The sequence below is a fragment of the Haloferula sp. BvORR071 genome (genome assembly GCF_000739615.1).
Lineage (GTDB): Bacteria > Verrucomicrobiota > Verrucomicrobiia > Verrucomicrobiales > Akkermansiaceae > Haloferula.
The window spans coordinates 93,786-120,756 of sequence record NZ_BATP01000028.1; the positions used below are offsets into that span (position 1 = coordinate 93,786).

The window sequence follows — 26,971 nt, forward strand, 5'->3', positions numbered from 1 at the left end:
GGCACGCGACCGCGTGCCCCCTGCGAAATCTGCTATCGCAGCATGACCGGCGGTATCGGCAGCGTCGGCGGAGCGCCCTGCATGGCGGGCTGGAGATCCGCCCTCTTCTTTTCCGAAACCACTTCGCCCGATGCCTCATCCTTGATCCAGATGCTGGCCCGCAAGCTTTCGATCTTTCCGGTCGCCTTGTACTTGCGCCCGGGACGAGCAAGAACACGGAGAGTCTCGCTCACCTCGAAGGGAGCGGATTGGAAACCGCCGGAGTAGGCCGCCTTCACCGTCAACTGGTGCTCGCCCGGTGCGAGCAAGATCTTCTTTTTACCGGGCCCCACCCAATAGTAATCGATCGGCAGACCGTCCACGTCTTTCACGATGTAGCACTCGTAATTGTAGAAGTGATCGTACGTCGAACTGGTGAGCACGGCGTTGTTCGAGGAATCCCCGGCAGGGTCCTTGTAGTAGGTGGTGCAAGAGGCGAACAAGGAAGCCAATGCGGCAAAAGTGAGGCGGCGGACGATCTTCATGAATCTGCGAGGGACCCGAACATGGTCCGCTGTGCTTTTGAAGCTGAAAGCGCTCAATCTCCAGCCGCGGCCAGCCACTCCAGACGGTGGCGCAGCCTCTCCTGCCGTTCCGCGCTCATATCCGGATACAACACCGGATACCAAGCGGTCATCACTGCCGCCCGGCCGATCATGCAGTGCTGCATGATCACCCGATCGATGATCCCTCCCGCCGCGCGATAGGCATCGAGGACCGCATCCGCATAGGTGTGGTCCTCCTCCAGAACCCGCGCATTCCAGATCATCGACGCCAAGTCCCACTCCACCGGGCCGCTGAAGGTATCCTCCCAATCCGTCCACAGGAGGCCGAGCGTGGTGTTCATGAGATTGCCCAGATGGGCATCGCCGTGCAGCGCTTGTCCGGGGAATCCCGACAAGCCCGCGATGGAGGATTCCATGCGTTCGCGGAGCAACCCGATCGTCTCCAAGGGAAACAAGTCGCGCCGCTCCAAGGTCTCTAACAGAGCGACGCTCTCGTGGAGAATCGCCAACTCCGGAAGCGGTTCAGTGAAAGCGCGCAGCACTTCATGGCAATGGAATATGGTCCGCCCGATTGCCTCCGGCCCCGGCTCATCCTCCACCCGCGTGACGAACTGCCAGAAATTGATCGGATACCCCGAGTGCTGGTGTGGGCCGGGAGGAATCTTCGGATGCATCGGAATCACCGGTGCCCCGTTCCCCGCCAGATGCTGCGCCACCGCATTTTCGCGGGCGAACCAGTCCGTCCCCTGCCGCGGACCGTCCACATCCTGCACCACCCGTGCGACCAAGTCTTCTGTTAGGCGGACCACCAGAGTGCTGCTGTTCTGCAAGATCTCGCAACGGTCCGGGACAATCCCGTGGGCGATGGCGGTTTCCGTGGCGGCACGGATGGGAAGATCAGGATCGGGCATGCGGGAGAAAGGCAAATTGAACTTCTTCTTGTCGGCTACTCGCTCCGCTTCCGCGCCACGTACACCGTGCTGGCGGATTCATTCTCCCGCAGCGGATTGTAGAAGCTCACCACCTGCGATTCGCAGCTCTCGAAGACCTCACCCAGCGCCTTCATGAAGCCCGCCTCCGGCGGATCGTCCGACCACAGGGCGAAGATCCCGCCCGGATGCAGCTTCTCCGCCAAGCTCCGAAGGCCCTCCGTCGCGTAGAAGGCAGCATTCGTCTCGTGCAGGAGATTCGCGGGTGAGTGGTCGATATCCAGCAGCACGGCATGAAAGCGACGCCCCGGGACATCCGGATCAAAGGCCGCTTCCTCTCTGCCCGCCACGGCCAGCGCGAAGAAATCCCCGTGAACGAAACGGCAGCGCTTATCCGCCACCAGCCCGGCGCCTAGGGGCACTAGGCCCTGCTGATGCCATTCGATCACCGGCTGCAGGTAGTCCACCACGATCAGGGAGGCTACGCTGGCATGTTCCAGCGCCGCGCGGGCGGTGTAGCCCAGCCCGAGGCCCCCGACGACCACATCGAGCCGGGCAGCTTCCCCGGGGAAAGCCTGCTCCGCGGCAGCCAGTCCCAGCCGGGACAGTGCCTGCTCCACCTCGGTGAACATGCTCGTCATCAGATAGGCGTCACCGAGGATGATCTCGTGGACCTCCAGGTTATCGAGCGAGGGCATGATCCGGCGCCGGAGGCTCAAATCCCCGAGCGCGGTCTGGCGGAAATCGAGTTCTTCAAAGCGGCGGGGCGATTGCACGCACCGAGCCATGCCGGAACCCGGCGCGCCGTGACATGCAAAAAACTGCAAGGGAACAATCCGCAGGCTGGTGACACCTGAAATTAGCGACCCGAAAAAACCCCAGGAATTGGTCACTTTTAATCTAGACTATCCAGTCAGTTTCTAATTCCTACCGTCCGCTCCGGATTCAGCCGGTGCCAAACCCCGGTCGGGTCGCCCATCTCCGCATCACCGATTCGATGAAACACCACGTCTACCCGATCATCGCCGCCCTCCTGGCCACCGCCCACAGCCTGCCCGCCGCCACCTACACTTGGACCGGCACTACCAGTGGCGCTTGGGATACCGCCACCCCGGCGAACTGGGGAGGAACCACGCCCGCCTTCAACAATACCGCGGATGTGGTCTTCAACGCAGCCACCCCCATCGCCACCTACAATACCTTCCTCGGCGGCGCGGCCCGGACGGTGCGCTCGATCAACTTCACCGGGGCATTCACCGCCCCTTTGGAAATCCGCACCAACCAAAACAATGCCACGGCGCGGATGCTCAACCTCACCGCAGATAGCGGGAGCGCCTCGCTGAATGTCGACGCATCCGTGGGCGCCCTGGTCACCATCGGCCAAGGCACCGGCACCGACAACAACGGTACGGTCAGCCTCGGGAGCGATCTCTCGGTCGTCCATAATGGCTCGGCCAACCTGGTCGTCTCCCGCCCGATCAACGAAAGCGTGGCCGGGCGATCGATCACCAAGTCCGGCAGCGGCACCCTTCTGCTCTCCGGTGCGAATACCTACACCGGGGCTACCACCATCAATGCGGGCATCCTCCGCCTCGGCAATGCCAACGGCTTGGGAGCGACCAGCGGCGATACCGTCGTCAATGCCGGCGGCACGCTGGATGTGAACAACAACATCATCCCGGCAGGCGAGAGCGTCTCGATCGCCGGGGCCGGCCAAGGCGGCATCGGTGCACTCTACTCGAATAGCGGCAACAGCGGTACCGAGACCAAGATCACCGATGGCTTGATCCTCACTGCCGACGCCAGCGTGGGCGCGCCCTCCGGCATCCGCTACGGCGTGGGCCACAATGGCAGCCCAACCACCGGCAATTTCACCCTGACCAAGGTCGGAGCGGGGCAGTTCGACCTGCGCGGACCGGTGACCATCGGCGACATCGTGGTCCAGCAAGGCGCCTTCCAGACCGAGGGTGCGGCGCTCTACAACAACGGCCTGCTAACCTTGAACAGCGGCACGGAATTCCGGGTCTTCCAGATCAACAATCCCTTCCCGCGCAACATCGTCGCCACCGACGCCAAGATCTTCAACGGCGGCTCGAACCTGAACGGTGACACGATCGCGGGCAACATCACCCTCAACGGCACCAACTCCTTTGAGAGCAACGGTGCCGAGACCACCGACAAGCTGATCTTCACCGGCAATATCGGCGAAGGAACTCCGGGAGCCGCCGTCAATATCGGCGGGGTCCGCCGGGTGGTGCTCTCCGGCACGAATACCTACACCGGCCTAACCTCGGTGAATACCGGCGCGCTGGAGCTTTCCGGCTCACTGAGCGGCCCGATCTCGGTTGCCCCCAGCACGACCTTGGATGGTGAGGGCTCGACGACCGGCTCGATCACCTTCGCCAACGGCGCGAACCTCCAGTTCAACCCCAGCACCACCGGCGCGAACCAATACCTGCGTGCTGCCGACGTGATCATCGCCCCCGGCGAAGCGATCAACGTGACTGCCACCGCACCCTCCGCGGGCGCAAGTGCCGTGATCCTTCACGACAACAACGGCGGCCTGGATCTGAACAGCTTCATCCTCTTCAACGCTGGCCGCGGTGTGCTCAGCCTCGGCGGCACCGGTGGCACCTCGGACCTGATCTACAATTTCCAAGCCGCCAATCTGGAATGGCGCGCCTACAGCAGTGCCTTCTGGGGCGTCGGCGATGCCTCTAACAACTTCCAGAATCTGGGCACCGCTGCCCACGACGACTTCCTCGAACGCGACAATGTCGACTTCACGGACGCCGCCACCGGGACCGTGACCCTCATCCAGAGCATCCTCGCCGGGACGGTGAACTTCAAGAACACCGCCGGCAACGACCTCAGCATCCAGCCGACTTCGATCGAGAACCTGGATGCCTTTGCCATCAACAAGACCTCCTCCGGCAATGTGATCCTTGGTGCTGCATTGACGGGTACCGCCTCTGTAACGGCGGGTGGCAGCGGCACCCTGACCTTGGCCGGCAATAACACCAACACGGGCGCAATCACCGTGAACGGCGGCTCCTTGATCCTGTCCGGCACCAACCCGAGCACCGCGTCCCTGACCGTGAATGCCGGAGCCCTGCAGGTCGGCACCGGTGGCACCACGGGCACCTGGGCGGGTTCGATCGTGAACAATGGCTCGGTTGCCTTCAACCGGAGTGACAACCTCACCTACAACGGCGTCATCAGCGGCAGCGGGACCTTCACCAAGGACGGCACCGGCACCCTGACCCTCGGCGGGAACAGCAGCTACACCGGCCTGACCACGGTGAATGCGGGCGCTCTCCAGATCGGCGCTGGCGCTGCCGCCGGGACCATCGGTGGTGACCTGCAGGTCCAAGCGGGCGCATTCGCCGACTTCAACCGCTCGGATGCCACGACCTATGCCGGAACCATCACCGGTAGCGGCTCGATCAACAAGCGCGCCACCGGGACCGTCACGCTGACCGGGAACAACAGCTTCTCCGGTGGTCTCAACATCTACAACGGCGTCCTGATCGCGGGCGATGCGAACCTCGGCAGCGGCCCGATCACCATGGGCCCGGGCTTGGCGAACACCAACACCCTGTCCCTCACCGGCTCCACCGACAACGAGATCTTCTTCTCCAACGGCGGCACCGGGAACAAGATCATCAACCTCGCCACGGGCGCTACCGATGCCACCCTGAGCGGCACGATCCACCTCGACGCGGACCCCTCGGCAGTGGCGGGCGTCTCCCGCATCAGTCCGGTGGCGGGCGGCACCATCGTGATCGCTGGCAAGATGACCGGCAGCGGGGTGGCCGGCTATACCAAGCGCAATACCGGGACAGTGGTGATCACCAACAACACCAACGACTACACCGGCCCCACCCACGTCGTGGACAACGGCACGCTGCTGGTGAATGGCCGGGTCCCGGGCAATCTCTTCTTCGGGGAAACGGTTGGGGTCGGCACTAACACTGGTTCGGGCGGCGTGCTCGGTGGCTCCGGTAGCATCGGTGGCAACGTGAAGCTTCAGAACGCCAGCAGGATCTCGCCCGGTGGCACCAGCGCTGCCGGTGTGAACACCGACACGCAGGCCACGCTGACCATCAACGGCAGCCTTGACGTCAGCCTGATCAGCAGCAGCACCGGCAAGATCATCCTGCAGCTCGGTGCCCTGGCCGGAACGAACGACAAGATCCGGGTGGATGGCGGTCTGGCCCTCGGCACGGGAGCCATCGGCCTGAGCGAATTCAACATCACGAACTCGGGCGGACTCCAGGCGGGAACCTACACCCTGATCAGCACCGGCACCGGGATCACCGGCACGCTCGATCCGGCGGACCTCAGCGCTGAGATCTCCCCCGGTCTCACCGGCACGCTCGCCATCAGCGGCAACAACCTGGTGCTGACGGTCGGCTCCGGCGGCAATCCCTACACCACCTGGACCTCCAGCTTCCCCGGCCTGACCAACACCGACTTCGAATTCGACTTCGACGGCGACGGCATCAGCACCGGCCTGGAGTGGGTGCTCGGTGGCAACCCGACCTTGAACGACACCGCGGCAATCGCTCCGACCGTCACTGCCAATGCCACATCCGGAATCACGCTAAGCTTCAAGCGTGAGGAAGACTCGATCGGTGCCGTCACCCTGGCGGTCGAGTATGGCGGCACCCTGGCCGCGACCTGGCCGAAGGCGGTCCTCATCGGTGCCGCATCCTCCGGCCCGGATGCCAACGGCGTGGTGGTAACGGTCAACGCAGCAACCGATCCGGATACCGTCACGGTCAATATCCCGGCTTCCAATGCGGTAGGCGGCAAGCTCTTCGCACGTCTCAAGGCGACGCAGCCCTGAGCTGCCGGCAGCCTGCAGAAGCAATTCAGTAGCAACGCAAAAACCGGTGGCGGGCTCGGCCCGTCACCGGTTTCTTTTTTCCCGCGCAATGGAAGAGGAGTCGCGCGAGGGATGGTGCGGGACCCTGGTCATGATCCAGGGCGCTCCCGCGCTGCGGGGGGAAATTCGTTCGTTCGCTAACCGGATACGATTCGGACCCGGCTCAACCTTTCTGCTTCTTTTTGCCGCCCTTGGCGTGGGCGTGACGGCCCTTGCCATGCTTCTTCTTGCCGCCAGCATTGAACTCCTTCCGGGAGAGCTTGCCGTCGCCATTCTTATCCTTGCGGACGAAGATCTTCTCCCGCTTGGGACCGACCTTGCCGCCAGCGGCAAACTCCTCTTTGGTCAAGAAGCCGTTGTGGTCGGCGTCCTTCTTCTTGAAGCCAGCGTGGGCCTCCTGCTTGTGCTTCCTCGCGCCGGCTCCCGGCTTGGCGGCCTGGAGCGGGAGGACGAGTGCGGTGAGCGCCAGTACGATCAGACTGATTTTGCTCTTCATGGTGGGTGGGTCCTAACTTGCTGACTTGCGTTCTTGGTTTGGCCCGCACGGCGCCGCGTCGGCACCAGACTGCGGTCTTCCTAAAAGGATTTCGGCAAGCGCACGGGTGTTCCGCGATTTGCTGACGGCCCGGAATACTCTGCCCCACCGCAGCTGGGCCGCCCCACCAATCCTGCGGCAGGCATGGCCAGTCGCGACGACCATGCCTCCCTGCACCAAGACGTTTCGCGCAGACCGTGCTTGTTCCCTACAATCCGAGCAGCGCTTCGATTTCCGACTTCGAGAGGGTGCGGTCGCCGTTCTTGTTGGCGTCGTCGAACTTCTTGCCGCCCGCTTCCTTGTCAGTCTCGCGGCTGAGGAATTCATCGCGGCTGAGCGAGCCGTCGTGATTCCCGTCGCGCTCCTCAAGGAACTTCTTCACGGCCTCGTGCTTGCGGTCGCGCTCCTCCTTTTCTTTCTGCTCCTTTTTCTCCTCCGCCTTGTCGCGCTTGGTCGGTCCTTTCGGAATCCCGCCGCGCTTGGCCCCCGCCTCCACTGGAAGGATGAGCGCCGCGAGCATCATGGCCACGATCGTTGTTTTCATGGGATTCAGGGGAATGGATTTTCCAAGGCTGGCATCCGGTAGCTTAACCGCCGAAACGCAAGCGCTCCACGAGAATGATTTCATCAACCCTCCTGGTGTTCCCCAATACCCGCGGCGCAGCCGCCTTGGACCGCGTGTAGCCTGCTGCCGTGAAGCACCAGGCGGTCCGCGGATTCACCAGTGGCAGCAGGTGCCGAATCACCACTGCCACTCGTCTCCTCGATCTACTCCTCCCCTTTCTCTCCACGCTTGCCGCCTCCGCCAGCACCCGCTTGCGCCCCGGGCTTCGGCAGCACCTGTGACCTCTCTGCCCAGCTCCTCCACAGCTTCCTCAATTCCTCCGCCTTCTCCGACTGCGAGGAAGCGAGATCATGCAGCTCCGTGCGGTCCGCCTTCATGTCGTAGAGCTCCCACGGTCCCCGCATCCCCTTGCGCACCAGCTTCAAGTCCCCCTGACGCACCGCGGCATTCCCCTCGTGCTCCCAAAAGAGTTCGCGGGGCTTGAGCGGACCTGACCCCGTCAGCAAAGGCTTCAAGCTCAACCCTGCCACCGGCGTCACCGCCTTGCCATTCCGTGATTCCGGATAAGTCGCTCCACCCAGATCCAAGCAGGTCGGCAGGATATCGATCACATGCCCCGGGGTGGTGATGAACTTCGGCGAACCCTCCGCCACCTTGATCCCCGCAGGCCAGTGGGCGATCAGCGGCGAGGCGATGCCGCCCTCGTGGTTGAAGTGCTTGAACATCCGGAAAGGGGTGTTCTCCAGGTAGGCCCAGCTTTGTCCGCAGAACCACTCCGAGTCCGCCTTGGTTGGATCGCCATTGCTTTTGCCATTCGGACCGGACTCGGCATTGCCGCCATTGTCGCTCATGAACAGGATCACCGTGTTGTCCAAGGTGTTCCGCTCCTTGAGCGCATTGACCAAGGTGCCGACCGAGCGATCAAGGCGCGTGACCACTGCGGCATAGGTTGCCATCAGATGATCGAAGCGGTCCTTAGCGGCATCATCCAGGCTATCCCACGCGGCCACCGTGTCCGGGCGCGGCGCTTGCTGCCATGCGGCATCGATCAGGCCCATCTCGCGCTGGCGGGCGAGGCGCTTGGCGGCAAGGGCATCCCAGCCCTCCTTGTACTTGCCGCGGAAGCGATCAATGTCCGCCTGCTCCGCTTGCAGTGGGAAGTGCGGCGCGACGTAGGCCATGTAGAGGAAGAAGGGCTTCTGCTCCTTGCGCGCTTCATCGATGAAGCGGATGCCGTAGTCCACCCACAGGTCGCTGCTATACCAGTTCTTCGGCAGGCGCTCATCGCGCGGGCCGATCGACTCGCCATTGAGGAAGAGATTGCAGCGCGGGCTATCCGGGAAATACACACCGCCGGCCGGCATGTTCAGGCTGCGCTGGAAGCCACGCGCACCCGGGCGTTGGTCTGGATCATGGCCGACGTGCCACTTGCCGGTCATCGCAGTGAAATAGCCGGCCTTGCTCAGGCCCTCGGCGATCGTGGAGGTGTTGTCGGTGAGGAAGCCGCGATAGCCGGGCTCCTTCTCATCTTCATTCATCAAGCCGATCCCCGCTTGGTGGGAATAGAGGCCGGTGAGCAATGCAGCCCGGGTGGGACAGCAACGGCCGGTGTTGTAAAATTGCGAGAAGCGCACCCCCTTCGCCGCCAGCGCATCAATGTTTGGCGTCGGGATCTCACTACCGTAGCAGCCGATATCGGAGAAGCCCATGTCATCCGCGAGAATGACGATGATGTTCGGCTTCGCCGGAGCCGCGGCAGGCTCGGGATCGGCGTGGAGGAGCAGTGGCGAAGCGCAAATGAGCGCGAGGAGCAGACGTTTCATGCAAGGGTAGATCAATGGAGCGGAAGAGGTGGATTGGTAGCGGCGATCTCAAGGCAGCCGCACGCGGAAGAATTGTTGCGGCCCGCTGCAGGCCACAGTGGCGTTGCCCAGATGGCTGTCACCGGCGGTGATCGTCTGAACCGCAGCCCAATTCGTCAGGTCTGTAGAGGACTCGATCACGAACTGCGCACCCGGTGTGGCATTCCAGGTCATCTGGAGTTGATCCGGGCTTGGATGGGCAAGGGAGGTGATGGCGAGGGCATTCGGCAGCAAGGGATCCGTGCCTTGGGCGAGTTCCTGCGCGTTGCTCACCCCGTCCTGGTCCATGTCGCCATTGCCATCGAAGGCGTAAGTCAGCAGTTCGCGGAATTCCCAGGCATCGCTCAGCCCATCCGAATCCGCATCGCCCAAAGGGCCGGTCGCGGCAGGCAGCACGAAGTCACCGACCGAGGTTCCCTGATAGCTGGGATCGAGCGTCGGCATCTGCGCATTCACGCCCTTGAGGTAATCACGCAGCCGCACCCAGAGCTGCCATTTTATCGCCAGTTGGGCCTCGGAAAGATTGGTCAGCTCGCCGATCTCGTTATTCAGGTCGTAGAGTTCAAGGCTGCCCTTCTCGTAGTTCGCCACCAGCTTGTAGTTGCCCGAGAGAATCGCGGAACGCGGGCGCATGTCCTTGGGCGTGTCCTTCCAATCGTCCGGCCATGGCAGCGGCCCGATGTAGTGCGGCGAATGGATCACCATCTCGCCACCACGCGCAACGACCGGTTGCACCGCCTCATTTTGGGCAATGCTGTGGATCACCGGCGCGAGGCTGCCGCCATCGGTCGGCGCCGGCAGCGTGGCCGTGCCACCGCTGGCCCAATCGAGGATCGTGGGCATCCAGTCGATGCCGCTCACCGCTTGCTTGCACTGCGAATCCGCCGGCACGCCGGGGCCGCGAACAAAGGTCGGAACGCGGATGCCGCCTTCCCAAAGCTCCGGCTTATAGCCGCGCAGGGGATCGTTCTGCGACATGTCCTGCGGTGCGCCGTTGTCCGCCTGATAGATGACGTAGGTGCTATTGCGGATGCCGAGGCCTTCCAGACGATCGAGCAAACGGCCGACGTTGATGTCGAGATCCGTGGTCATCCCCGCGTAGTTGCGGTTGGTGTGGTTCGTGCCCACCGGAACGCTGGCGTAGGAGTCGAATGAAGCCTGCGTGGTCTGGATCGACTCGTGGACCGCGTAGTGGGAAACCTGCAGATAGAAGGGCGAGCCGCTGTTCACCCGGCTGTCGAGGAAGTCCATCGCCCGGTTGGTGATCGAATAAGCGCGCTTGGCATCGGCATTGATCGGCGCGCTGCCGGTGTTGCCATCCTCGTTGCCGGTAGCACCGTCGTTGGCATCGGCATCAAAGCCGTGCGAAGCAGGTCCATCCCCGGCCAAGTGCCACTTCCCGAAATGCGCGGCGGAGTAACCCGAACCGGGAATCGCCTTGAGCAGCTCCGGTGTCGTCCGCTCCGCAGCCTGAATGGCATTCACCGCCTTGCCGGGCGTGATCAGCTTGTATTTCCCGGAAAGCTCGCTGCCGCTGCGGCCTACAATGTCGGTCATCTTCAGCCGTGCCAGGGTCCGGCCGGTTAGAATGCCATAGCGCGATGGCGAACAATTCGGGTGCGGCGAGTAACCGCGCGAGAAGCGCATGCCCTGGGAAGCGAGCAGCTCCAGGTTCGGGGTGCGGTAGTAGTCGCTTTTCGAATCCGCCCGATCCTTGTCCATGCGCACGCTGGTACCGGTCCAGCCCTGGTCATCCGCATAGATCATCACGAAGTTCGGGTAGCGCCGTACGTCCATCGTGACGGTCCAAGTCGCCGCGCTGCTGGTGTAGGTGAAAGAATCCGGACCGACGTAGCCCGCGAGCGGAGTGTAGAGGATCCGGCTGCCATCAATCGCCGCACTGCCATGGGCAGGCTGGGTCAAGGAGACCAATGAGACCCCGCTGGCGTCGTTACGCAAGACCTCCAGAGGATTGGCACTGCTATCGTGCAGCACTTGGAATTTATCATCCGAAGCGGATGGAACCGTCAGCGTCAGGGTCGCGATGCGGATGCCATCTCCCACGGTCGAGGAAAGCACCAAGGTCTGGCCGATCTCCAGAGGCAAGGACAAGCCCGTGACCGCCGCGGTGGTGCGGGTCTGGACCCCACCGGAAGTCGGGGTGAGAAAAGTGGAGTCGTCCGTGCCGGTGACTTCGTTCAGCGTGTAGCCGTTCACGATCACCTTGCGGTTGAACTTGAAGGTCGCGCTCTCTCCCGGGCCCATCCGCGCCACTCCGGTGCCACCTTGCACGCCGATCCCATTGTCCGCGGAATTGAGGTTCCCGGGCGCAGCGGCGACGGTGAAATTGAGAAAAGTCCCATCCCCCACCCCGATATTCGAGCGCGTGGCGGTGGTGCTGCCCATGTCGTCCGCACCGCCATTCGTCCCCGACTCCAGATCCGCGTTCTGGTTGAACTGGAAATCGAGCACGAGGCTCTGCGCCTGCGCGGAACCCGCGAACAGGGCCAGCAACAAGCATGCGAGGGAGGACCTGCGAAAGGACGACATTTCAGATGACCCGTTTCACAAGTCCACGGAATGTTCCCCGAACGCGGAGCGTTTTCCTGTCACTGCTTGCCATCCGCCGTGATCGCGCGGATCTCATCAATCGCTTCTCCCGCATAGAAGGTCACATGCACGGTGCGGCGGTCCTTGGAGAGCACCACCCGGTCGCCGCCCTTGGTCCGCTCCAAGCCGCGCAGTTCGGCGTCCTCGGGACTCAGCGGCGGCAAGGGTGCCTTCGAGAGCACCTTGTCGGTGCGGTCGAGCTTGCGGCTGCCAACGATCACCGCGAGTACCGGGCGATCGAAGGTGACCGAGCCCTTGAAGCGACGGTAGTCGGGGCGATGAATCTTACCGACCGGATTGTAGCGCATCAGGTAGCTGCGGACCCTTCCCTTCGGCTGGAGTTGGAACTCGGGAGCCGCGATCAAGTTGGGGCCCTCGTAGTTGCCAGCCTCGGTGATATCCACCTGGATCGGCACGGAAAGCTCCAGATCACGCCGCTCCGGGATCACGAAGATGCGCTCGTCATCCTCCAGGGCGGCGAGCTCCTCGGGAGTTCCCGGTGGTGCAGACACCACCTCGCCGCGGGTCTTGCGGATCCCGGAGGCCACCCGCCAAGTGCCTTGGAAACCCTTCGGCTCGTAGGCGAGATCGCGCAGGCGACCCTTGCCGCGGCTGGCGCGCACCGCACCGCCCTTGAGCAGGGTGCGGGTCTCATCGTCCTTCTTGACCTCCACCTTGCCCTCCAGCACCACGAAATCCGCGGTGCCATCCTTGTCCGCCGAGACTCCGAAGGCGGTTCCGAGATCCACCAAGGTGGCTGAGCCGGTAACCACACGGAAGCCATGCGCGGTCTCCGGACACCAAGCGTTGAGCTTGCCGTGTTCGAGCGCCAACTCGTCCACCGAGCGTACGGCGAGTGAGGCCGGAGCCTCGATCGCCACGACCGCGCCGTTCACGAACTCCATCCGCGACACCCCTTCGGCGAAATCGAGCTTTTCGCCAACTCGCACCAAGCGCGGTTCCTCACTCTCTTCCGTGCTCTGGAACAGGCTCGCCACCACCTCTCCCCCCGGGGGGGCCCCTTGGGGGGCCTTTCCGGGCCAGAACAGGGCCAAACCGGCCAAAATCGCGACCACGGCAGCGATTGCCAGGGCTCCGCGGCGCATGCGCGTGAAGCGGATGGTATTCATCACCCGTCCCGGGAAGACTCCCTCGTCCTCGCTGCCGACGTTTTCGAGGTGAGGTAGAACCGCATGCAGGAAAGCTTCGTCACTGAGCTCCGGCCTCATGCGCGCGAGTGCCCCGGAGACGAGGAGCTGCGAGCGCAGATCCTCGCGCTTCGCCGGATCGGCTTCGAGCATCGAAGCCAACGAGTCGCGGTCGGGCTCGCTCAGGTTGCCGTCGAGGAACTGGGCGCAGAGCGAATCGAAGTCGGTATCGTCGTCGGAGTTCACGGGCGGATCTCAGGGGGAAGCGTTGACGCTTTTCGCCGTGAGGCAGTCGGCCAGGGTTTTGCGGGCGAGGAAGAGCATCTTGCGCACGGCCGCGGGGTTCATGGAAAGTTGGTCGCCGATTTCAGTCGCATTGCGGTCGTCGTAGTAACGGGCGCTAATCACCTTGCGGACATTCGGGGCGAGGCGGTCAAGGCACTGGCGCAGGGCCTCGTGGCGGATCTCGGTGTCCTGCAGGTCGCCAGGCGCGGGGCTGTCCGGCTCGGCGGCCACCAGCAGGCCGGTGATTTTTTCGTCGAGCAGGCGCTGGCGGCGCCCGGCCTTCGACAATTCATTCATCACCAGGTTGCGGGCGATCTGGCGGAACCAGCTGCGGGCATTGTCCGGATGATTCAGCTCCTCCCACTTGCGGTGGGCGATCAGGAAGGTCTCTTGGGCGAGGTCGTCCACCCATGCCTCATTGACGCCCAGCGAGCGGATGAAATAGCGCAGGCCGGAGTGGTGGGCCCGGACGGCTTCCTCGATTTGCTGGTCTCGCTCCCTGCGGGTCATGTGGCGTGCTTCTCAATGGTCGGGGAGGATCTCCCCTTCGGAAGAATTATTTTGCGAGTGGCCGGGGTGTTCCGGTGGAGCGTTCTGCACGCTTTCCCGATGCCCGCTGCAATCCGCTGCAGCCTGAGATGCGCTTGAGAGCCGATCTTTCAAGGGCGCCACCCGCGGAACGGGGTATGCTGGAGGATCTCCAGCATCACACCAAAGCTTTAGAAAGGACCAAAGCCATGCCACGAGGAGACAAGTCCAGCTATACGGACAAGCAGAAGCGCCAAGCCGAGCACATCGAGGAGGGCTACGAAGAGCGCGGGGTTTCCAAGAAGGAAGCCGATTCGCGCGCTTGGGCCACCGTCAACAAGATGGACCACGGCGGCAAGAAGTCCGGCTCCGGCCGGGGTACGACCACCAACAAGGAGCCTGCCCGCAAAGGCGGTCGCAAGGGCGGCAAAGCGCACGTCAAACACTGAGCTTTTTTATCTATGGATCCCGCATTGATTGAATCACTGCAGCTCGCCCGTGAAGATTGCCGGATTGGCGATTGGGTGGAGGCTATTACCGTTCCCGAATGGCGGGAGGAGATCGAGCCCCAGAAATTCAGTTCTGGTGCGATCGATATCTCGCCGGGGTCGGAGGACTTCGGAGGCATGTCCCCGGCCTCGCGGCCGGAGACATGGATCTTTGAACCGGACGAGCTGAACGGTAAGCGGATCTGGCGCCGCACCGCCTAAACAGCGGCCGCCAGGCGCACTTTCGGCTCCAGGTCCGCGGCGAGGCGTGCGGCCAAGGCAGCGGTGTGGAGACGGAGCTCCGGAATGGCCGTCGCTTCGAAGTAGCGGGCCCGGAGCATGGGTCCCGTGACGTAGAGCCATTCCAAGGGGTAGCCATTGCGCTGGAGCGCACGGTAGTCGGCTTGGATCTGTGCGCCGAGGCGGTGTTCATCCGGCACCAGGAAGCCGCGGCGGAGCAAGTTCGTGATCAGCGGATGGCGGACCGTCGTGATGTCGCGGGCCGGACCGGTGGCATCGATGATATGATCGGCATCCAGCCAGCGGGTGATCGCCGCACGATTGCGCGGCGCGAGGCCGAGGCGAAGGCGGCCGTCCTTGTTCTCCACGGAGACGATCGTGCCGCGGCGGATGTCGAGCTTGCCGGAGTCGACCAAGCCTTGGAAGACCACGTGAGTGGCCGGGGCGCACTGGTGGCGGTGGACTTCCCAAAAGGGGCTGATATGGCGCAGGAAGCGGCCGCGGTCGTGGGGTGACATCTCCCACAGTGACGGCGTAGCGGGCCGCAGTGCCGCGAAGAGATCACGCCAATCGCCGCCATCCTTCGCATGGCGAGCCGCCGCTTGGCGGAAGAGCCTCACGCTGCGTTGGAGGTCGGAGTCCGGCAGTTCATCGAGCTCCGGCGGTTGCACCAGCGAAGCGTTGCGGTGCGGCTGCGGAACCAGACCATTGCGGGAGATCGCGTGGATCTGCTTGGCATTGCCCTGGCGCTCGAGCTCGAGCACCGCATCGATCATCGTGAGGCCGGTGCCGATCACCAAGACGGTCTGGCCGGGCTTCACCTGATCGAAGGTCGAGGCCTTGCGTGCGGGAAGGGTATGCTGGGCCCAGATTGAACCGGAGAAGGCCGAGCCTTGATTGCCGTTGGCAAGGACCACCCGCGAGCACATCAGGGCGCTATTGTCCTTCAAGGTCAGGACCGCGACACTGCTCGCCGTGTTGGTCTGGACATCGACGACGCCGCGGTAATCGACCTTGAGGTTCGGACACTGCTGGAGCGCTTCATCAAGGCAATGCTTGATGTAGTCTCCGTATACCCGGCGTGGCAGGAAATCCTCCGGGCTGACGCTATCGCCCAAAGTACGGCGGGCATAGTGGTAGAAATGATCCGGATCGTCCTGATAGGCGCTCATCCGGCGCGCGGGGATATTCATCACCGCATGCGGGTCATCGCGCCGGTAGGCCAGGCCCGGGCCAGCCTCGCCACTCTCCTCGAACAAGATGACCTGCCGCTCCGGCAGGCGGAGGGCGAGATGGATGGCGGTGAAAGTCCCGCTAAAACCGGCCCCGATCACGGCTACCGGTGAAATCGAGTTGGACATGGAATGTAGAATGGTTGGTAGAGTATTAAGTCCGGAAAAGCCGACGAATGTTAGAGGCGAGCCGACTTGCGTTGGCGGCGATTGATCCGGGCTTGGACGTGGACCAAGCGGGCCAGGAAGCGGGCAGTGGCGCGGATCGAGCGCGAGTCATCCCAATCCGAGGGAATGATCAGGCGCACCTGCCAGCGCTCATCGTGGCGCACGGGCTTCAGGTCGAAGACATCCGGGAAGCGGACCCCGAGGCGCTCGCGGAGACCGGCGCGCTCCTTGGCCTGCTCCAGCGTCTTGTAGAGCGCCGGGCTGACTTCGCCGGCGAGGGTGAATTCCCTCACGTCAGCGGTGTGGACCTCGATCCAGCCGTCCGCGGCCTGCTCGTGGAATTGGTCGGCGAGATTGCCGAGCAGATCCCAATCTTCCCGGGAAGGAGCGTCCTGATCGAGCTCCAAGGCCACCGGATTGGCGACCGGCAGCATCCGCAGGATCGACTCCTGGGCCAGCTTCGGGTGCTGGGTCAAGATCTCCACGAACTCCAGCAGGACCTGCGACGGGAGCTGGCTCGCCGGGGTATTCCAGCCGATCATGCCGACCACCGGACGGTCGATCCCTGCCTTGCCCGGACCCGTGTGGGTGAAGACCGGGGCACCATACTTGAAGCCCATGTAGTAGATGGGGAAATCGATCCGGCCGGTGAGGTGCGGCGAGAATTCGCAATGCTCGACGTAGCCTTGAACAAGGTTCCGGAGGTTCTTGCGGAGGTCGGGATGCAAGGTGGTGAGATGCATGGTTTTTGCGGTGGTGGTTTTTCAATGTCCGGCCAAGTGGCCTACTCAATATCCATACCTAAATGTAGGTTTTAAGGAGACGGGTTTTCAAGGGGATTTTTTGCGGCGGGGCGGAACTGCCTGAACCTTAGATCGAATGATCGTTCGGGTCGTCCTTTTCAGGGGTCTTGCGCGGGCGCTGGGAGGCTTTCAGCTCCGGGAAGCGGAGGCCGACGATGTCGCCGACACTGAGAGCCATCTCGTCGACCTGGTCGCGGGTGGCCCAGACTTCGATCTCGCGGCGGCTGCCTGTTTCCGGCATGACACTGAGGCGGGCGACGGGTCCGGCAACAAAGAGGTGACTGACCCGACCGGCGAGGTGCACGCCTTCCTCCGCGGCGAAGAGCAGCTCGATCTCGTGCGGGCGGACATAGCGGCCGTCGTCCAGCTTGTTGACCTCGCCGAGGAACTCATAGACGAAGGAAGTCCGGGGTTCGTCGTAAATTCCCTGGGGCGGGCCGGTTTGCTCGATCCGCGCGTTGCGCATCACGACGACGGAATCGGCCAGTTCGAGGGCTTCTTCCTGGTCGTGGGTGACGAACAGGGTGGTCAGGCCGATCTCATCGTGGAACTGGCGCAACCAGCGGCGCAGATCCTTGCGCACCTGGGCATCGAGTGCACCGAAGGGCTCGTCGAGCAGGAGGACCTTCGGACGGATGGCGAGGGCGCGGGCGAGAGCAACGCGCTGACGCTGGCCGCCGGAGAGCTCATGCGGGCGGCGCTTGTCGAGACCCTCGAGCTTCACGAGGCGGAGGAGCTCCTTCACGCGATCGTCGATCTCCTTCTTCTGCGGCCGGGAGGCGGCGGGGAGTACGGTCAGGCCGAAGGCGATGTTATCCGCCACCGTCATGTGCTTGAAGAGCGCGTAGTGCTGGAAGACGAAGCCGACACCGCGTTTGCCAGCGGGGACCTCCGTCACGTCCTCGCCATGGAAAAGCACGCGGCCACTGCCGGGATCGGCATACTCCAAGCCGGCGACGATCCGCAGCAGCGTGGTCTTGCCCGAACCCGAGGGGCCGAGCAGAGCGGTCAAGGAGCCGTTCGGAACCTCCAACGACACATCGTCGAGGGCGGTGTAGTTACCGAAGGTCTTGTGAATGGATTGGATCGAGACGGACATGGGAAGAGACTCAAGACTGAAAGACTCAAGACAGAAGACTGGAGGAAGACGGGCTGTGGCGAAGATCGGGTTTCAATGGCGGCCCTTGGTGGTGTGCCCGGTGAAATGCTCGACGGCGGTTTTCAGGCCGAGCGTCACAAGAGCCAGCAGGGCGAGCAGCGCGGCGCAGGCGAAGGCCGCACTGAAGTGGTACTCATTGTAGAGCACTTCCACGTGTAGCGGCAGGGTGTTGGTCTTGCCGCGAATATGGCCGGAGACCACGGAAACGGCTCCGAACTCACCCATCGCGCGGGCGTTGCACAGGAGGATTCCGTAGAGCAGGCCCCACTTGATATTGGGCACCGTGACGCGCCAGAAGATCTGCCAACCGCCGGCACCCAAGGTGACCGCGGCTTCCTCCTGATCGCTGCCCTGGCTTTCCATCAGCGGGATCAGCTCGCGCGCGACGAAGGGAAAGGTCACGAAAACCGTGGCCAGCACGATGCCCGGCAGGGCGAAGATGATCCGGATGTCGTGCTCTTGCAGGAAGGGTCCGAACCAGCCTCTGGCCCCGAAAAGCAGGACGAAGACCAAGCCTGCAATCACCGGCGAGACCGCGAAGGGCAGGTCGATCAAAGAGATCAGGAAGGAGCGACCCTTGAAGCGGAACTTGGTGACCAGCCATGCGGCGGCGACGCCGAAGATCGTGTTCAGGGGCACCGCGATCGCTGCGGAGAGCAAGGTCAGCTTGATCGCAGACGCCGCGGCTTTATCGGAGAAGGCCTTGATGAAGACATCCCAGCCCTGGCGCAGGGCTTCCACGAAGACCGCCGCCAGCGGCAGCAGCAGGAAGAGGGAAAGCGCGACGAAGGCCAGGCCGATGAGCAACCAGCGGACGGGACCGGATTCAGTAGTAGCGGAAGGACGGCTCATCGCAGCGGTTCAGCGGGCCTGCCAGTTGAGGCGCCGTTGCAGGAGGTTGATCAGGAAAAGCAGGGCGAAGGACACGATGAGCATGCCCGAGGCGATCACGGCGGCGGCCTCGTACTTGTACTGCTCAAGTTGCGAGACGATGAGGCGCGGCAAGATCTCGGTCTTCATCGGCAGATTGCCCGAGATGAAGATGACCGAGCCATATTCGCCGATCGCGCGGGCGAAGGCCAAGGTGAAGCCGGTGATCAGGGCGGGCACCAGCATGGGGAAGATCACGCGGCGGAAGGTGGTCCAGCGATTCGCGCCGAGGCTGGCCGCGGCCTCCTCCAGCTCCAGGGCGAGATCTTCCATGACCGGCTGGACCGTTCTCACCACGAAGGGGAAGCCGATGAAGGTGAGGGCCACCCAAACCCCGGTGGGCGTGTAGGCGACCTTGATCCCCCACGCTTCCAAGTACTGGCCGATCCAGCCATTCGGCGCATAGATCGAAGTCAGGGTGATGCCCGCCACCGCCGTAGGCAGGGCGAAGGGCAGGTCCACCATCGCGTCGAGGATCTTGCGCCCGGGGAAGTCATAGCGGACGAGCACCCACGCCGTGAGCAGGCCGATGACCACGCTGACCGCTGCAGCCGCCGCACTGGCCCCGAAGGTGAGCTTGGCCGCGGCGAGCACCTGCGGCGAAGTCAGGATCTTCTTCCAATCGTCAGGCCCCAGGCCCGCTGCCTTGATGAACAGGGCCGCGAGCGGAATGAGGATGATCAGGCTCAACCATGTAATGGTAATGCCGAGTGATAGGCCGAAGCCGGGGATGACGCGCTGTTTCGCCATGAAACTAGAAATCGGGATCTGACAGGTCTCCGGCGAGCCGGGGCGGGTGAAGCAATTGCCTCACCCGCCCCTTACTTTCAGTCAGAGTGCTTCAGCACAAGCCGAACCGGAGGCATGCCTTGCTCACTTGGCTCCCATGGCCTTGTCGAAGGTGCCGCCGTCGTCGAAATGCTTCTTCTGTGCAGCGGCCCAGCCACCGAAGTCCTTGTCCACCGTCACCAGTGGCAGCGAGGGGAATTTGCTGCTGTATTTCGCAAGGATCTCGGCCTTGCGGGGACGGTAGAAGTTCTGCCCCGCCAAGTCCTGGGCCTCGTCGGTGTAGAGGAACTCGAGGTAGGCCTTGGCTGCTTCGGCGGTGCCGTTCTTGGCGGCGTTCTTTTCGACCACGGCCACCGGCGGCTCCGCCAGGATGCTGATCGACGGATAGACGATCTGGGTCTGACCAGGGAATTGCTTTTCAATCAGATACGCCTCGTTTTCCCACGACAGGAAGACGTCGCCGATCTTGTTCTGGGCGAAGGTAGTGGTGGCGGCACGGGCCCCGGAATCGAGGACCGGGACGTTGCGCAGGACCTTGGTGATGTAGTCGAGGATCTTGGTTTCATCGCCACCGTATTCCTTCGCGGCCCATGCCCAGGCTGCCAGGTAGTTCCAGCGTGCGCCACCGGAGGTCTTGGGATCCGGAGTGACCACCTTGATGTCGGACTTCACCAGATCCGGCCAGTCTTTGACTCCCTTCGGGTTGCCCGAGCGGACCACGAAGACGATGGTGGAGGTGTAGGGCGAGCTGTTGTCCGGCAGCTTCTTCTGCCAGTCTTCCGCGAGCAGCTGCGCCTTCTTGGCGATGGCGTCGATATCACCCGCCAGAGCGAGGGTCACGACATCGGCCGGCTGGCCGTCGATGACGGCGCGGGCCTGCTTGCCGGAGCCACCGTGCGACTGGACGATGTCGATCTCGCCCTTGCCATCGGCAGCCCACTTCTTGGTGAAGGCCGCATTCACCGCCTCGTAGAACTCACGGGTCGGATCGTAGGAGACATTCTGGAGTTCCAGTTTGCCTTTCTTGCCAGAGCAGCCTGGCAGCGCCAGTAGGGCGGCCAAAGCGAGCGGGAAGAGGGATCGTGTTTTCATGATTGCTTGTCGGTTGGATGGATGTTCGGGGCCCGTGCCTATTTCGCGCGGGTATAAATCTGGTCGAAGATGCCGCCGTCGGCAAAGTGAGTCTCCTGCGCCTTGGCCCAGCCACCGAAGTGATCGATGGTCACGAGCTCCAATGCCGGGAAGGTGGAGGCGTATTTGGCCGCGGCCTGTGGGTCGCGCGGACGGTAGAAGTGCTTGCCGGCGAGGTCCTGGCCCTCCGGCGTGTAGAGGTAGTCGAGGTAGGCCTTCGCCGCCTCAGTCGTGCCACGCTTGGCGGCCGTCTTTTCGACGACAGCGACGGGTGGCTCCGCGAGGATGCTCAACGAAGGATAGACGATCTGGGTCTGGTCCGGGAATTCCTTGGCAATCAGATGTGCCTCATTCTCCCAAGAGAGAAGGACGTCCCCGATGTGGCGCTGGGCGAAGGTGGTGGTGGAAGCCCGGGCACCAGAGTCCAGCACCGGCACGTGCTTGTAGAGATTGCCAATGAAGTCGCGCGCCGCGGCCTGGTCGCCGCCGTGCTGCTTCTCCGCCCATGCCCAGCCGGCAAGGTAGGCCCAGCGCGGAGCACCACCGGTCTTCGGGTCCGGGGTGATGACTTCGACGCCATCCTTCACCAAGTCGTTCCAGTCCTTGATCCCCTTCGGGTTGCCCTTGCGAACGACGAAGACGATGGTCGAGGTGTAGGGCGAGCTGTTGTTCGGGAACTTGGCTTGCCAGTCCTCCGGGAGCAGTCCGCCCTTCTTCGCGATCATGTCGATATCGAGCGAGAGGGCGAGGGTCACCACGTCGGCGGGCTGGCCATCGATCACCGAGCGGGCCTGCTTGCCAGAGCCGCCGTGCGATTGGGTGATGGTGATGGTCCCCTTCCCGTCCGCCGCCCACTTGCGGGCGAAGGCGGCGTTGAATTCCTCGTAGAATTCACGGGTGGGGTCGTAGGAGACGTTCTGCAGCTCGATGGCGGAACCTTCTTTCTTGGCCTCGCAGCCTGGCAGGAAGGCAAGTGCCGCCAGCAGGCCTGAAGCGATCAGGGGACGTTTCATGAGGGAAAGAAGGTTCCGGCCAAGCGATGGCTTCAGAAGTAGAAGCGGACGCCGGTGAGCCAAGTCACACCCTCGTAGTCGCCACCGTTGCCGCCGCCATCAAGGTTGGCGTATTCGCCGCCGGCCATGATCTTCAGCTTGTCGCCGTAGATGAAGTACTGCGCGCCGAGATAGATCGCGTTGTATTCATCGCCACGGCCACCGCCGGTCAGGAAGGGAGCCTCGCTCTCGTAGCGAGTCTGGCGGTAGACGCTGTCCGGGCCATCGCCGGTGCTATAGGAGTAGCGGCCCACAAGCTGCAGGCGCTTCGGGATAATCTCGTACATCGGCTGGATGAAGAAGCCGAAGACATCGCCATCCTTCCCCTCGCCACCGGAGGCATTGAAGGCTTCCACCACGAACTGGAAGGGACCCTGCTGCGCCCAGAAGGTGGCGGAGATGATGTCGTCGTAGCGGGTGAAGAGATGGTCGTCCTTGTCGTGGTCGCTGTGGATCCAGTCGAGGTTGAAGTCCGCCTTGTCCCAGCCGAAGCAGGCCTTGGCATCATAGCCCACGCCGGCACCGAAGCTGTAAGCCCCGCCGAACTTGCCGAACTCCTTGTCGCTGTCGTTCGAGTAGCCGCCGACCTGCCAGGAGAAGTCGCCTACCTTGCCCTCGGCGGTAATGCCGAGGATGCGGTTCACGCGGAGCTGGTTGAAGATCTGGGAGCTATCGAAGGTCTGTTGGAGGTCGCTCGATTGCAGCCAGTCGAAATGACCGATCAGCGGCTTGAAGTGGCCGAGGGTGAGGGTGAAATCCTTGTTAGGCTTCCACCTGACGTAGGCATCCTCGAGGCCGTTGTAGAAGGGATCAAAATTGTCCGTGCTCTGGAAGGTCGCGCGGACCTCCAAGGTCTTCTCGAACATCTTCGCATCGAAGCCGAAGCGGAAGCGGCGGTCTTCCCACGCATCCGTATTGCCTTGGTCTGAATCCACCCAGTAGTACTGACCCTGGTATTTGCCGATCAGCTTGAACTCCTCGAGGATCGGGTTCTTGTCGTCGTGATAGAGGACGAAGAGATCCCATGCTTTCTTGAAACCGGCAGTCTCCTCATCCGAGGGCGTGCCGAAGGGATCGAACTCGAAGGCATGTGCCGAGGAACTGAGCACCGCCGCAAGGGGCAGCATCAGCAGGGAAGCCCGGACGGAAGCGACGCGAGCCGCCTTCACGCCCGTGGCACGGGTGGTGTCGGTTTTTTTCATGTGTGGTGAGGGTTGGTAGCTCTGCGGTGATGGACCCCGGGCCTCGGGAGAAGGTTGCGGAGTCGGGCTGAGCCGCCAATTTTAGGCAAAAAAAGAGACCACCTCTTGAGGCGATGGAAATTAGGGTACGTGGATGGATGCGTGGTCGCACTCGATCCGGATTCCCCTTTCTCTAGCTACTCCGGTGGTCCGGTCGGTCTCTTCGATCAGGATTTCGAAGCGAACCCTGCGGTTCGCGATGTAAAAGCTGTTAGGCTACGTGGTTCGGTAAGGTCAGGACGACGAGCCGTTCTCGTCACGCGCGGACGGGAACCTCGTTTTCTCGAGGCTGTCGACCTGCGTCACTCGTCCCTCGTGGACGATGATCTGGACGGATCCGAAGCGAAGGTCTTCGACCTTCTTGCGGACTACATCCAGCCAATCGGCGGGAGGAACGATGTCCGTCTTTTGACGGTCATTCGTTTTCATGTTCATCGCTCGGGGCGGTAGCAAGTTGGGATAGTCCCACCAGGAAGCCGTCGGCAGGGTCGGCCTTGCCACGCGCAGTGGTGGCGCCGACCTTGGAGCCAGCCAAGGTGGAGAAAGGAGGGGCGATGCCGTCGCGCCGCATCTTGCGCAGCGTTACTTCGACGACTTGGGCCAAGGTGTAGCGGTCGAGGATGTTGGCGATCGCGTTGCGCACGTCGATCATCAGCATGCGGAGGCCGCAGTGATCCTCGTCCGGGCAGGTACAGCGCTGGTAGGCAAACTCGCTGGCGCAGCAGATCGGGGCAAGGCGGCCGTCCATCAGGCGGACGAGGTCGCCGATGCGGATCTTGTCCGCGGGGGTGCCGAGCGTGTAGCCGCCCAGCTTGCCGCGCTTGGTTTCGACGATGCCAGCCTCGCGGAGCTCCTGGAGGATCCGCTCAATGAATTTCAGAGGCAGGCGGTTGGCGTCAGCCAATTCAACTCCCGACACGGTGGGTAGTCCCATCTCAGCGGCGATACCGAGGTGAATCGTGGCGCGGAGCGCATACTCGGCTTTCTTGGAAAGGTGCATCGGCGAATGTGGAGCGGAAGGTATGGTTTTAAGGTAGAGGGTCAAGCCGGTTTTTGAGAATAGCTATTAATTCACTAATAATGAGTGAATTAGACTAGGCATCGAATGCCCACTTGGAGGTCTCCGAAAGGCATTTCTCCCAATTTCAGTTCGTCATTCAAGCCTCGATTCGGCCCAGCGCGCGCCGCGCCTGAACCGGTGCCACATCGCGCCACAGGGCACGCAGGCGACCGCCGCCGAGATCCGTGGTCGAGTGGCTGTCCATTCAGCTCTCCCCTTCGGCACGCTGGCCTTCAAGGTCGGCTCAGACCTCGGAGGGATGCAGCCAGCGGAAGGAAGCCACCGTGTAGCGACGGCCGAAGGTCTTGTTCACGGGGTTCAAGTTGCCGACCAACTCATCGATGGGATTGGCCTTATCGATGAAGGGAGCCTCGCGCTGCACCTCGGCTTCACACCAGGCGCGGGCTTGGATCTTGCCATCGGCATCGACGCAATCGCCGTAGGCACGGATCAGGAAGGTATCCGAGCGCGCGGAGAGATAGGGCGCGACCGGCGTGAGGATATCGGCCTGCTTCACGATCCCGGGAATGCCGTAGGCGGCTGCGCCTTCCTCGGCCTGGGGAAGGTGAAGCCGCGACCCGGTCCACCGGCGGCGGCCGCACGGCTGCCGTGATTGTAGGCCGCGTTGATCGGCACGTCCTCGGCGTCCAGCGCGCTCTGGATCGCGCCCGCGCGGGCCAGCGTCTTATCGCTGCCGGGACGACGGTTGATGAAGTCTGCCAGCGAGAGGAAGGGGCCGCGCTTGCGCACCTCGCGGACGATCGCCTTGGCCAAGGCGTCGATCTCGTCCTGCTTGAGCTCGCGCCGGCCGGTCCACTGCGGGGTCGATAGCACATCCCCCGCTGCACTCTTCTCCGCGACCTGATTTTCGGGGACGAAGAGACCGGCCACCGGCACATTCTCGCTCGGCTGCATCGCATCGGCACCGCCGCTGCCACGCACCGAAACTTGCTGCTCCTTGAGGCCACCTAACAGGGTCTTCCACGCCTCCACCGAAGTGGAGTTCACGTTAAACATGCCATCCGCTTCCAGCAGCGCGGCGATCTTCTGTGCGGCAGTCGGGGCCGGATTGCTGCCGGAAAAGAGGCGGCCGATCACATCATCCGCAGTCTCGCCGCCGCCGAGCACCGCACGGTAGCGTGCATTCGGAAGGGCCTTGCCCTCCTTCAAGAAATCCTGCGCGACCTGCTTTTGCACCCGCTTATTGTTGAAGCCCGCCGCGGTCTGCGGAGCGATGCCAGAGAAGAACCAATCATCCCACAAGGTCTGGTTTGCCAAGTATGAGTGGTCGGCCAAGGGCCGCGGGCCGGCGAGCGAGGATGAGGTCTTGTCGGAGGGAATCACAGGAGAAGCCATCGAATTGCCGATCGCATGGCTGATCTGCGGCAGCATCGGTGTGGTGCCGAAGAGACCGGAGGTCGAACCGACAAAGCCGTTCGCGAAAGCGTATTGGAAAGCGGCCAGCGAATGGATTGGCTCGCGCGGGATGCCGTGAGTGATGACCGCGCCAGTGCCGGTATCGCGGGTCCAGCCCCCGCCGAAGTAACCGTTGCCATTCGGGCTGAGCTCGATGTTGCGGTTCTTCCAACTACTCATGGGCTCGATGTGAACCTCATAGGGCAAGGTCTCCAGTTCATCCGGCTGCAGGGTTTGGAAGTCGGTCTTCGGGGCCTTCGGGTTGCAACGCGCGAGGAAGCGCCCACTCAGGTCCGCACCCAGCTCGGTCTTCAGGCTGTAGGAGAAGACCATGATCGGCTCCTTGCGGCCGGAGAGCTGCGAGAAGCTCAGGGGGCGAGTATCGGAGGGCGCGATCTTGTTGAAGAAGGCCGGATTGCTCGCCGCGGTGATGCGGTCGGCGGGCAGGCCATCCTTGCCATCAATCATCACGCCACCCAGGCCCGCGCTCTCACCCAGCGAGGCACGGTCCTCCTTGTAGAAGAAATCATTCGCCGTGAGGAACCAGGTCGCCGTGCCGGTGGATTGCTCGGCATTCGGCGTGACCTCGTAGTTGATCGTCTCGTTACCGGCGCTTTCGATGTACTTGCCGCTGCTGTCCTTGATGTCGATGGCGATGCCGCCGCCGAAGTTCCAGCCGGCTTCACCGTCGATGTAGTTCAGGCCGGGGTTGTAGGACTTGATCGCGGTATTCGCACCTTGCGAGATCATCACCACTTCACCCGGCTTGAGCGCGACCGGCTTGGCCTTGCCAACGGTGAGCGTCAGGTAGTTGGAAGCTCCCACGAGCTTGTTCAGCGAAATGCTGGAGGTGGTGCTGCCGCGCTTCAGTTTCAGGTCGTAGGGGAGCTGCCAGAACTTCACCGATTGGTAGGCCGGCGTGACCACCACCGGCACGTCCAGGGGATTCCACAGGATCGCGATTGGATCGACCACCAGTGCAAGGCGGTTGATCGTTTGGCCATTGCTGGTGACCTGACGGCCATGCAGCGAGAGGATGGTCTGGAAGCTGATGTAGGTCGGCTGCTTGAAGAGGTTCTCGGGGTCGGTGTTGAGCGTTGTCAGATTCTCGGCGACTTGGAGATAGGGAGTCTTGTTGCCGATCGATCCACCCGTGGTGTAGGCGGCGCGGGTGCCGGTCTTCAGCTCCTTCCAGGAGTTGTAGTAGAGCCAGAGCTCGGCCTCGTTGATGCCCTTGGCACCACCCACCGTGTAGAGCGCGTTCTGAGGTGCGGACGATTGGGGTTTCTCCAGATAGAAGGAGAGGTCCTTGCGGAAGCCGCCAGCGCGCACATTGGTGAGCAAGCCGGCGCTGCGGGGCCGCG

23 protein-coding genes and 1 pseudogene are annotated in these 26,971 nt (G+C 62.9%); 3 read left to right on the forward strand and 21 right to left on the reverse strand.

Features of this window, described 5'->3' with window-relative positions; translation table 11 throughout:
• Window positions 1–32 precede the first annotated feature (32 nt).
• Genes BV071_RS15885 through BV071_RS15895 form a run of 3 tightly spaced genes read right to left on the reverse strand, consistent with a single transcriptional unit; the run spans window position 33 to window position 2,250 of the window.
• Window positions 33–524 (reverse strand): hypothetical protein, encoded by a 492-nt coding sequence (locus tag BV071_RS15885; RefSeq protein ID WP_035609085.1) that lies wholly within the window; start codon window positions 522–524, stop codon window positions 33–35.
• A 53-nt stretch (window positions 525–577) separates the two neighbouring features.
• The gene (locus BV071_RS33080) at window positions 578–1,456 is read right to left on the reverse strand and encodes an aminoglycoside phosphotransferase family protein (protein WP_052573414.1); all 879 of its coding nucleotides are present in this window, start codon (window positions 1,454–1,456) and stop codon (window positions 578–580) included.
• A gap of 35 nt (window positions 1,457–1,491) precedes the next feature.
• On the reverse strand, window positions 1,492–2,250 hold the full coding sequence (locus BV071_RS15895; protein WP_265594499.1) for a hypothetical protein: 759 nt from the start codon (window positions 2,248–2,250) through the stop codon (window positions 1,492–1,494).
• A 221-nt stretch (window positions 2,251–2,471) separates the two neighbouring features.
• On the opposite strand from BV071_RS15895, the gene BV071_RS15900 reads away from it, so the two are divergent.
• Window positions 2,472–6,326, forward strand: a complete 3,855-nt coding sequence (locus BV071_RS15900) for an autotransporter-associated beta strand repeat-containing protein (protein ID WP_265594500.1) — start codon at window positions 2,472–2,474, stop codon at window positions 6,324–6,326.
• 202 nt (window positions 6,327–6,528) lie between these two features.
• Here the strand turns inward: BV071_RS15900 and BV071_RS15905 are convergent, their stop codons facing one another.
• The 6 genes from BV071_RS15905 to BV071_RS15930 all read right to left on the reverse strand — a co-directional run bounded on the left by BV071_RS15905 (window position 6,529) and on the right by BV071_RS15930 (window position 13,880).
• Window positions 6,529–6,861 (reverse strand): EF-hand domain-containing protein, encoded by a 333-nt coding sequence (locus tag BV071_RS15905; RefSeq protein ID WP_035609094.1) that lies wholly within the window; start codon window positions 6,859–6,861, stop codon window positions 6,529–6,531.
• Between the two features lie 247 nt (window positions 6,862–7,108).
• Complete coding sequence (locus BV071_RS15910; protein WP_035609097.1) at window positions 7,109–7,444, reverse strand: hypothetical protein; 336 nt, start codon at window positions 7,442–7,444, stop codon at window positions 7,109–7,111.
• A gap of 224 nt (window positions 7,445–7,668) precedes the next feature.
• A complete protein-coding gene (locus BV071_RS15915; protein ID WP_081886031.1) occupies window positions 7,669–9,288 on the reverse strand; it encodes an arylsulfatase in 1,620 nt (539 codons plus the stop codon).
• 48 nt (window positions 9,289–9,336) lie between these two features.
• Window positions 9,337–11,844 (reverse strand): sulfatase-like hydrolase/transferase, encoded by a 2,508-nt coding sequence (locus tag BV071_RS33085; protein ID WP_052573415.1) that lies wholly within the window; start codon window positions 11,842–11,844, stop codon window positions 9,337–9,339.
• 92 nt (window positions 11,845–11,936) lie between these two features.
• The gene (locus BV071_RS15925; RefSeq protein WP_035609099.1) at window positions 11,937–13,331 is read right to left on the reverse strand and encodes a FecR domain-containing protein; all 1,395 of its coding nucleotides are present in this window, start codon (window positions 13,329–13,331) and stop codon (window positions 11,937–11,939) included.
• A gap of 9 nt (window positions 13,332–13,340) precedes the next feature.
• Window positions 13,341–13,880 carry a sigma-70 family RNA polymerase sigma factor gene (locus tag BV071_RS15930; protein ID WP_052573416.1) on the reverse strand — a complete coding sequence of 180 codons (540 nt, stop codon included), beginning with the start codon at window positions 13,878–13,880 and terminating at the stop codon, window positions 13,341–13,343.
• A gap of 227 nt (window positions 13,881–14,107) precedes the next feature.
• Between BV071_RS15930 and BV071_RS15935 the strand changes: the two are divergent.
• Both BV071_RS15935 and BV071_RS15940 read left to right on the forward strand, forming a co-directional pair.
• Window positions 14,108–14,332: pseudogene (locus BV071_RS15935) on the forward strand (plasmid stabilization protein); the annotation flags it as partial.
• A gap of 27 nt (window positions 14,333–14,359) precedes the next feature.
• Window positions 14,360–14,608, forward strand: coding sequence for a hypothetical protein (locus BV071_RS15940; RefSeq protein WP_035609102.1), 249 nt, complete (start codon window positions 14,360–14,362; stop codon window positions 14,606–14,608).
• On the opposite strand, the gene BV071_RS15945 is transcribed toward BV071_RS15940, so the two are convergent.
• The 12 genes from BV071_RS15945 to BV071_RS16000 form a co-directional block, all read right to left on the reverse strand.
• The gene (locus BV071_RS15945; protein WP_035609106.1) at window positions 14,605–15,987 is read right to left on the reverse strand and encodes an FAD/NAD(P)-binding protein; all 1,383 of its coding nucleotides are present in this window, start codon (window positions 15,985–15,987) and stop codon (window positions 14,605–14,607) included. The genes BV071_RS15940 and BV071_RS15945 overlap by 4 nt on opposite strands.
• 50 nt (window positions 15,988–16,037) lie before the next feature.
• Window positions 16,038–16,769: a hypothetical protein gene (locus BV071_RS15950; protein ID WP_035609109.1), complete on the reverse strand. Its 732-nt coding sequence runs from the start codon at window positions 16,767–16,769 to the stop codon at window positions 16,038–16,040.
• A gap of 127 nt (window positions 16,770–16,896) precedes the next feature.
• Window positions 16,897–17,928, reverse strand: a complete 1,032-nt coding sequence (locus BV071_RS15955; RefSeq protein ID WP_052573417.1) for a TOBE-like domain-containing protein — start codon at window positions 17,926–17,928, stop codon at window positions 16,897–16,899.
• 72 nt (window positions 17,929–18,000) lie between these two features.
• Window positions 18,001–18,840 (reverse strand): sulfate ABC transporter permease subunit CysW, encoded by an 840-nt coding sequence (gene cysW / locus BV071_RS15960; protein ID WP_052573418.1) that lies wholly within the window; start codon window positions 18,838–18,840, stop codon window positions 18,001–18,003.
• Between the two features lie 9 nt (window positions 18,841–18,849).
• Window positions 18,850–19,668 carry a sulfate ABC transporter permease subunit CysT gene (gene cysT / locus BV071_RS15965; protein WP_035609112.1) on the reverse strand — a complete coding sequence of 273 codons (819 nt, stop codon included), beginning with the start codon at window positions 19,666–19,668 and terminating at the stop codon, window positions 18,850–18,852.
• A gap of 123 nt (window positions 19,669–19,791) precedes the next feature.
• Complete coding sequence (locus BV071_RS15970; RefSeq protein WP_035609115.1) at window positions 19,792–20,799, reverse strand: sulfate ABC transporter substrate-binding protein; 1,008 nt, start codon at window positions 20,797–20,799, stop codon at window positions 19,792–19,794.
• A 38-nt stretch (window positions 20,800–20,837) separates the two neighbouring features.
• Complete coding sequence (locus BV071_RS15975; protein ID WP_052573419.1) at window positions 20,838–21,851, reverse strand: sulfate ABC transporter substrate-binding protein; 1,014 nt, start codon at window positions 21,849–21,851, stop codon at window positions 20,838–20,840.
• Between the two features lie 32 nt (window positions 21,852–21,883).
• Complete coding sequence (locus BV071_RS15980) at window positions 21,884–23,092, reverse strand: porin (protein WP_035609117.1); 1,209 nt, start codon at window positions 23,090–23,092, stop codon at window positions 21,884–21,886.
• A 273-nt stretch (window positions 23,093–23,365) separates the two neighbouring features.
• A complete protein-coding gene (locus BV071_RS15985; RefSeq protein ID WP_052573420.1) occupies window positions 23,366–23,560 on the reverse strand; it encodes a YezD family protein in 195 nt (64 codons plus the stop codon).
• Complete coding sequence (locus tag BV071_RS15990; protein ID WP_052573421.1) at window positions 23,547–24,131, reverse strand: Rrf2 family transcriptional regulator; 585 nt, start codon at window positions 24,129–24,131, stop codon at window positions 23,547–23,549. The genes BV071_RS15985 and BV071_RS15990 overlap by 14 nt, the downstream gene beginning before the upstream one ends.
• A 304-nt stretch (window positions 24,132–24,435) precedes the next feature.
• The gene (locus BV071_RS15995; protein ID WP_035609122.1) at window positions 24,436–24,708 is read right to left on the reverse strand and encodes a hypothetical protein; all 273 of its coding nucleotides are present in this window, start codon (window positions 24,706–24,708) and stop codon (window positions 24,436–24,438) included.
• Window positions 24,705–26,971: hypothetical protein (locus BV071_RS16000; protein WP_265594501.1), on the reverse strand; the 2,267-nt coding region annotated here is incomplete at its 5' end. The genes BV071_RS16000 and BV071_RS15995, both read right to left, overlap by 4 nt.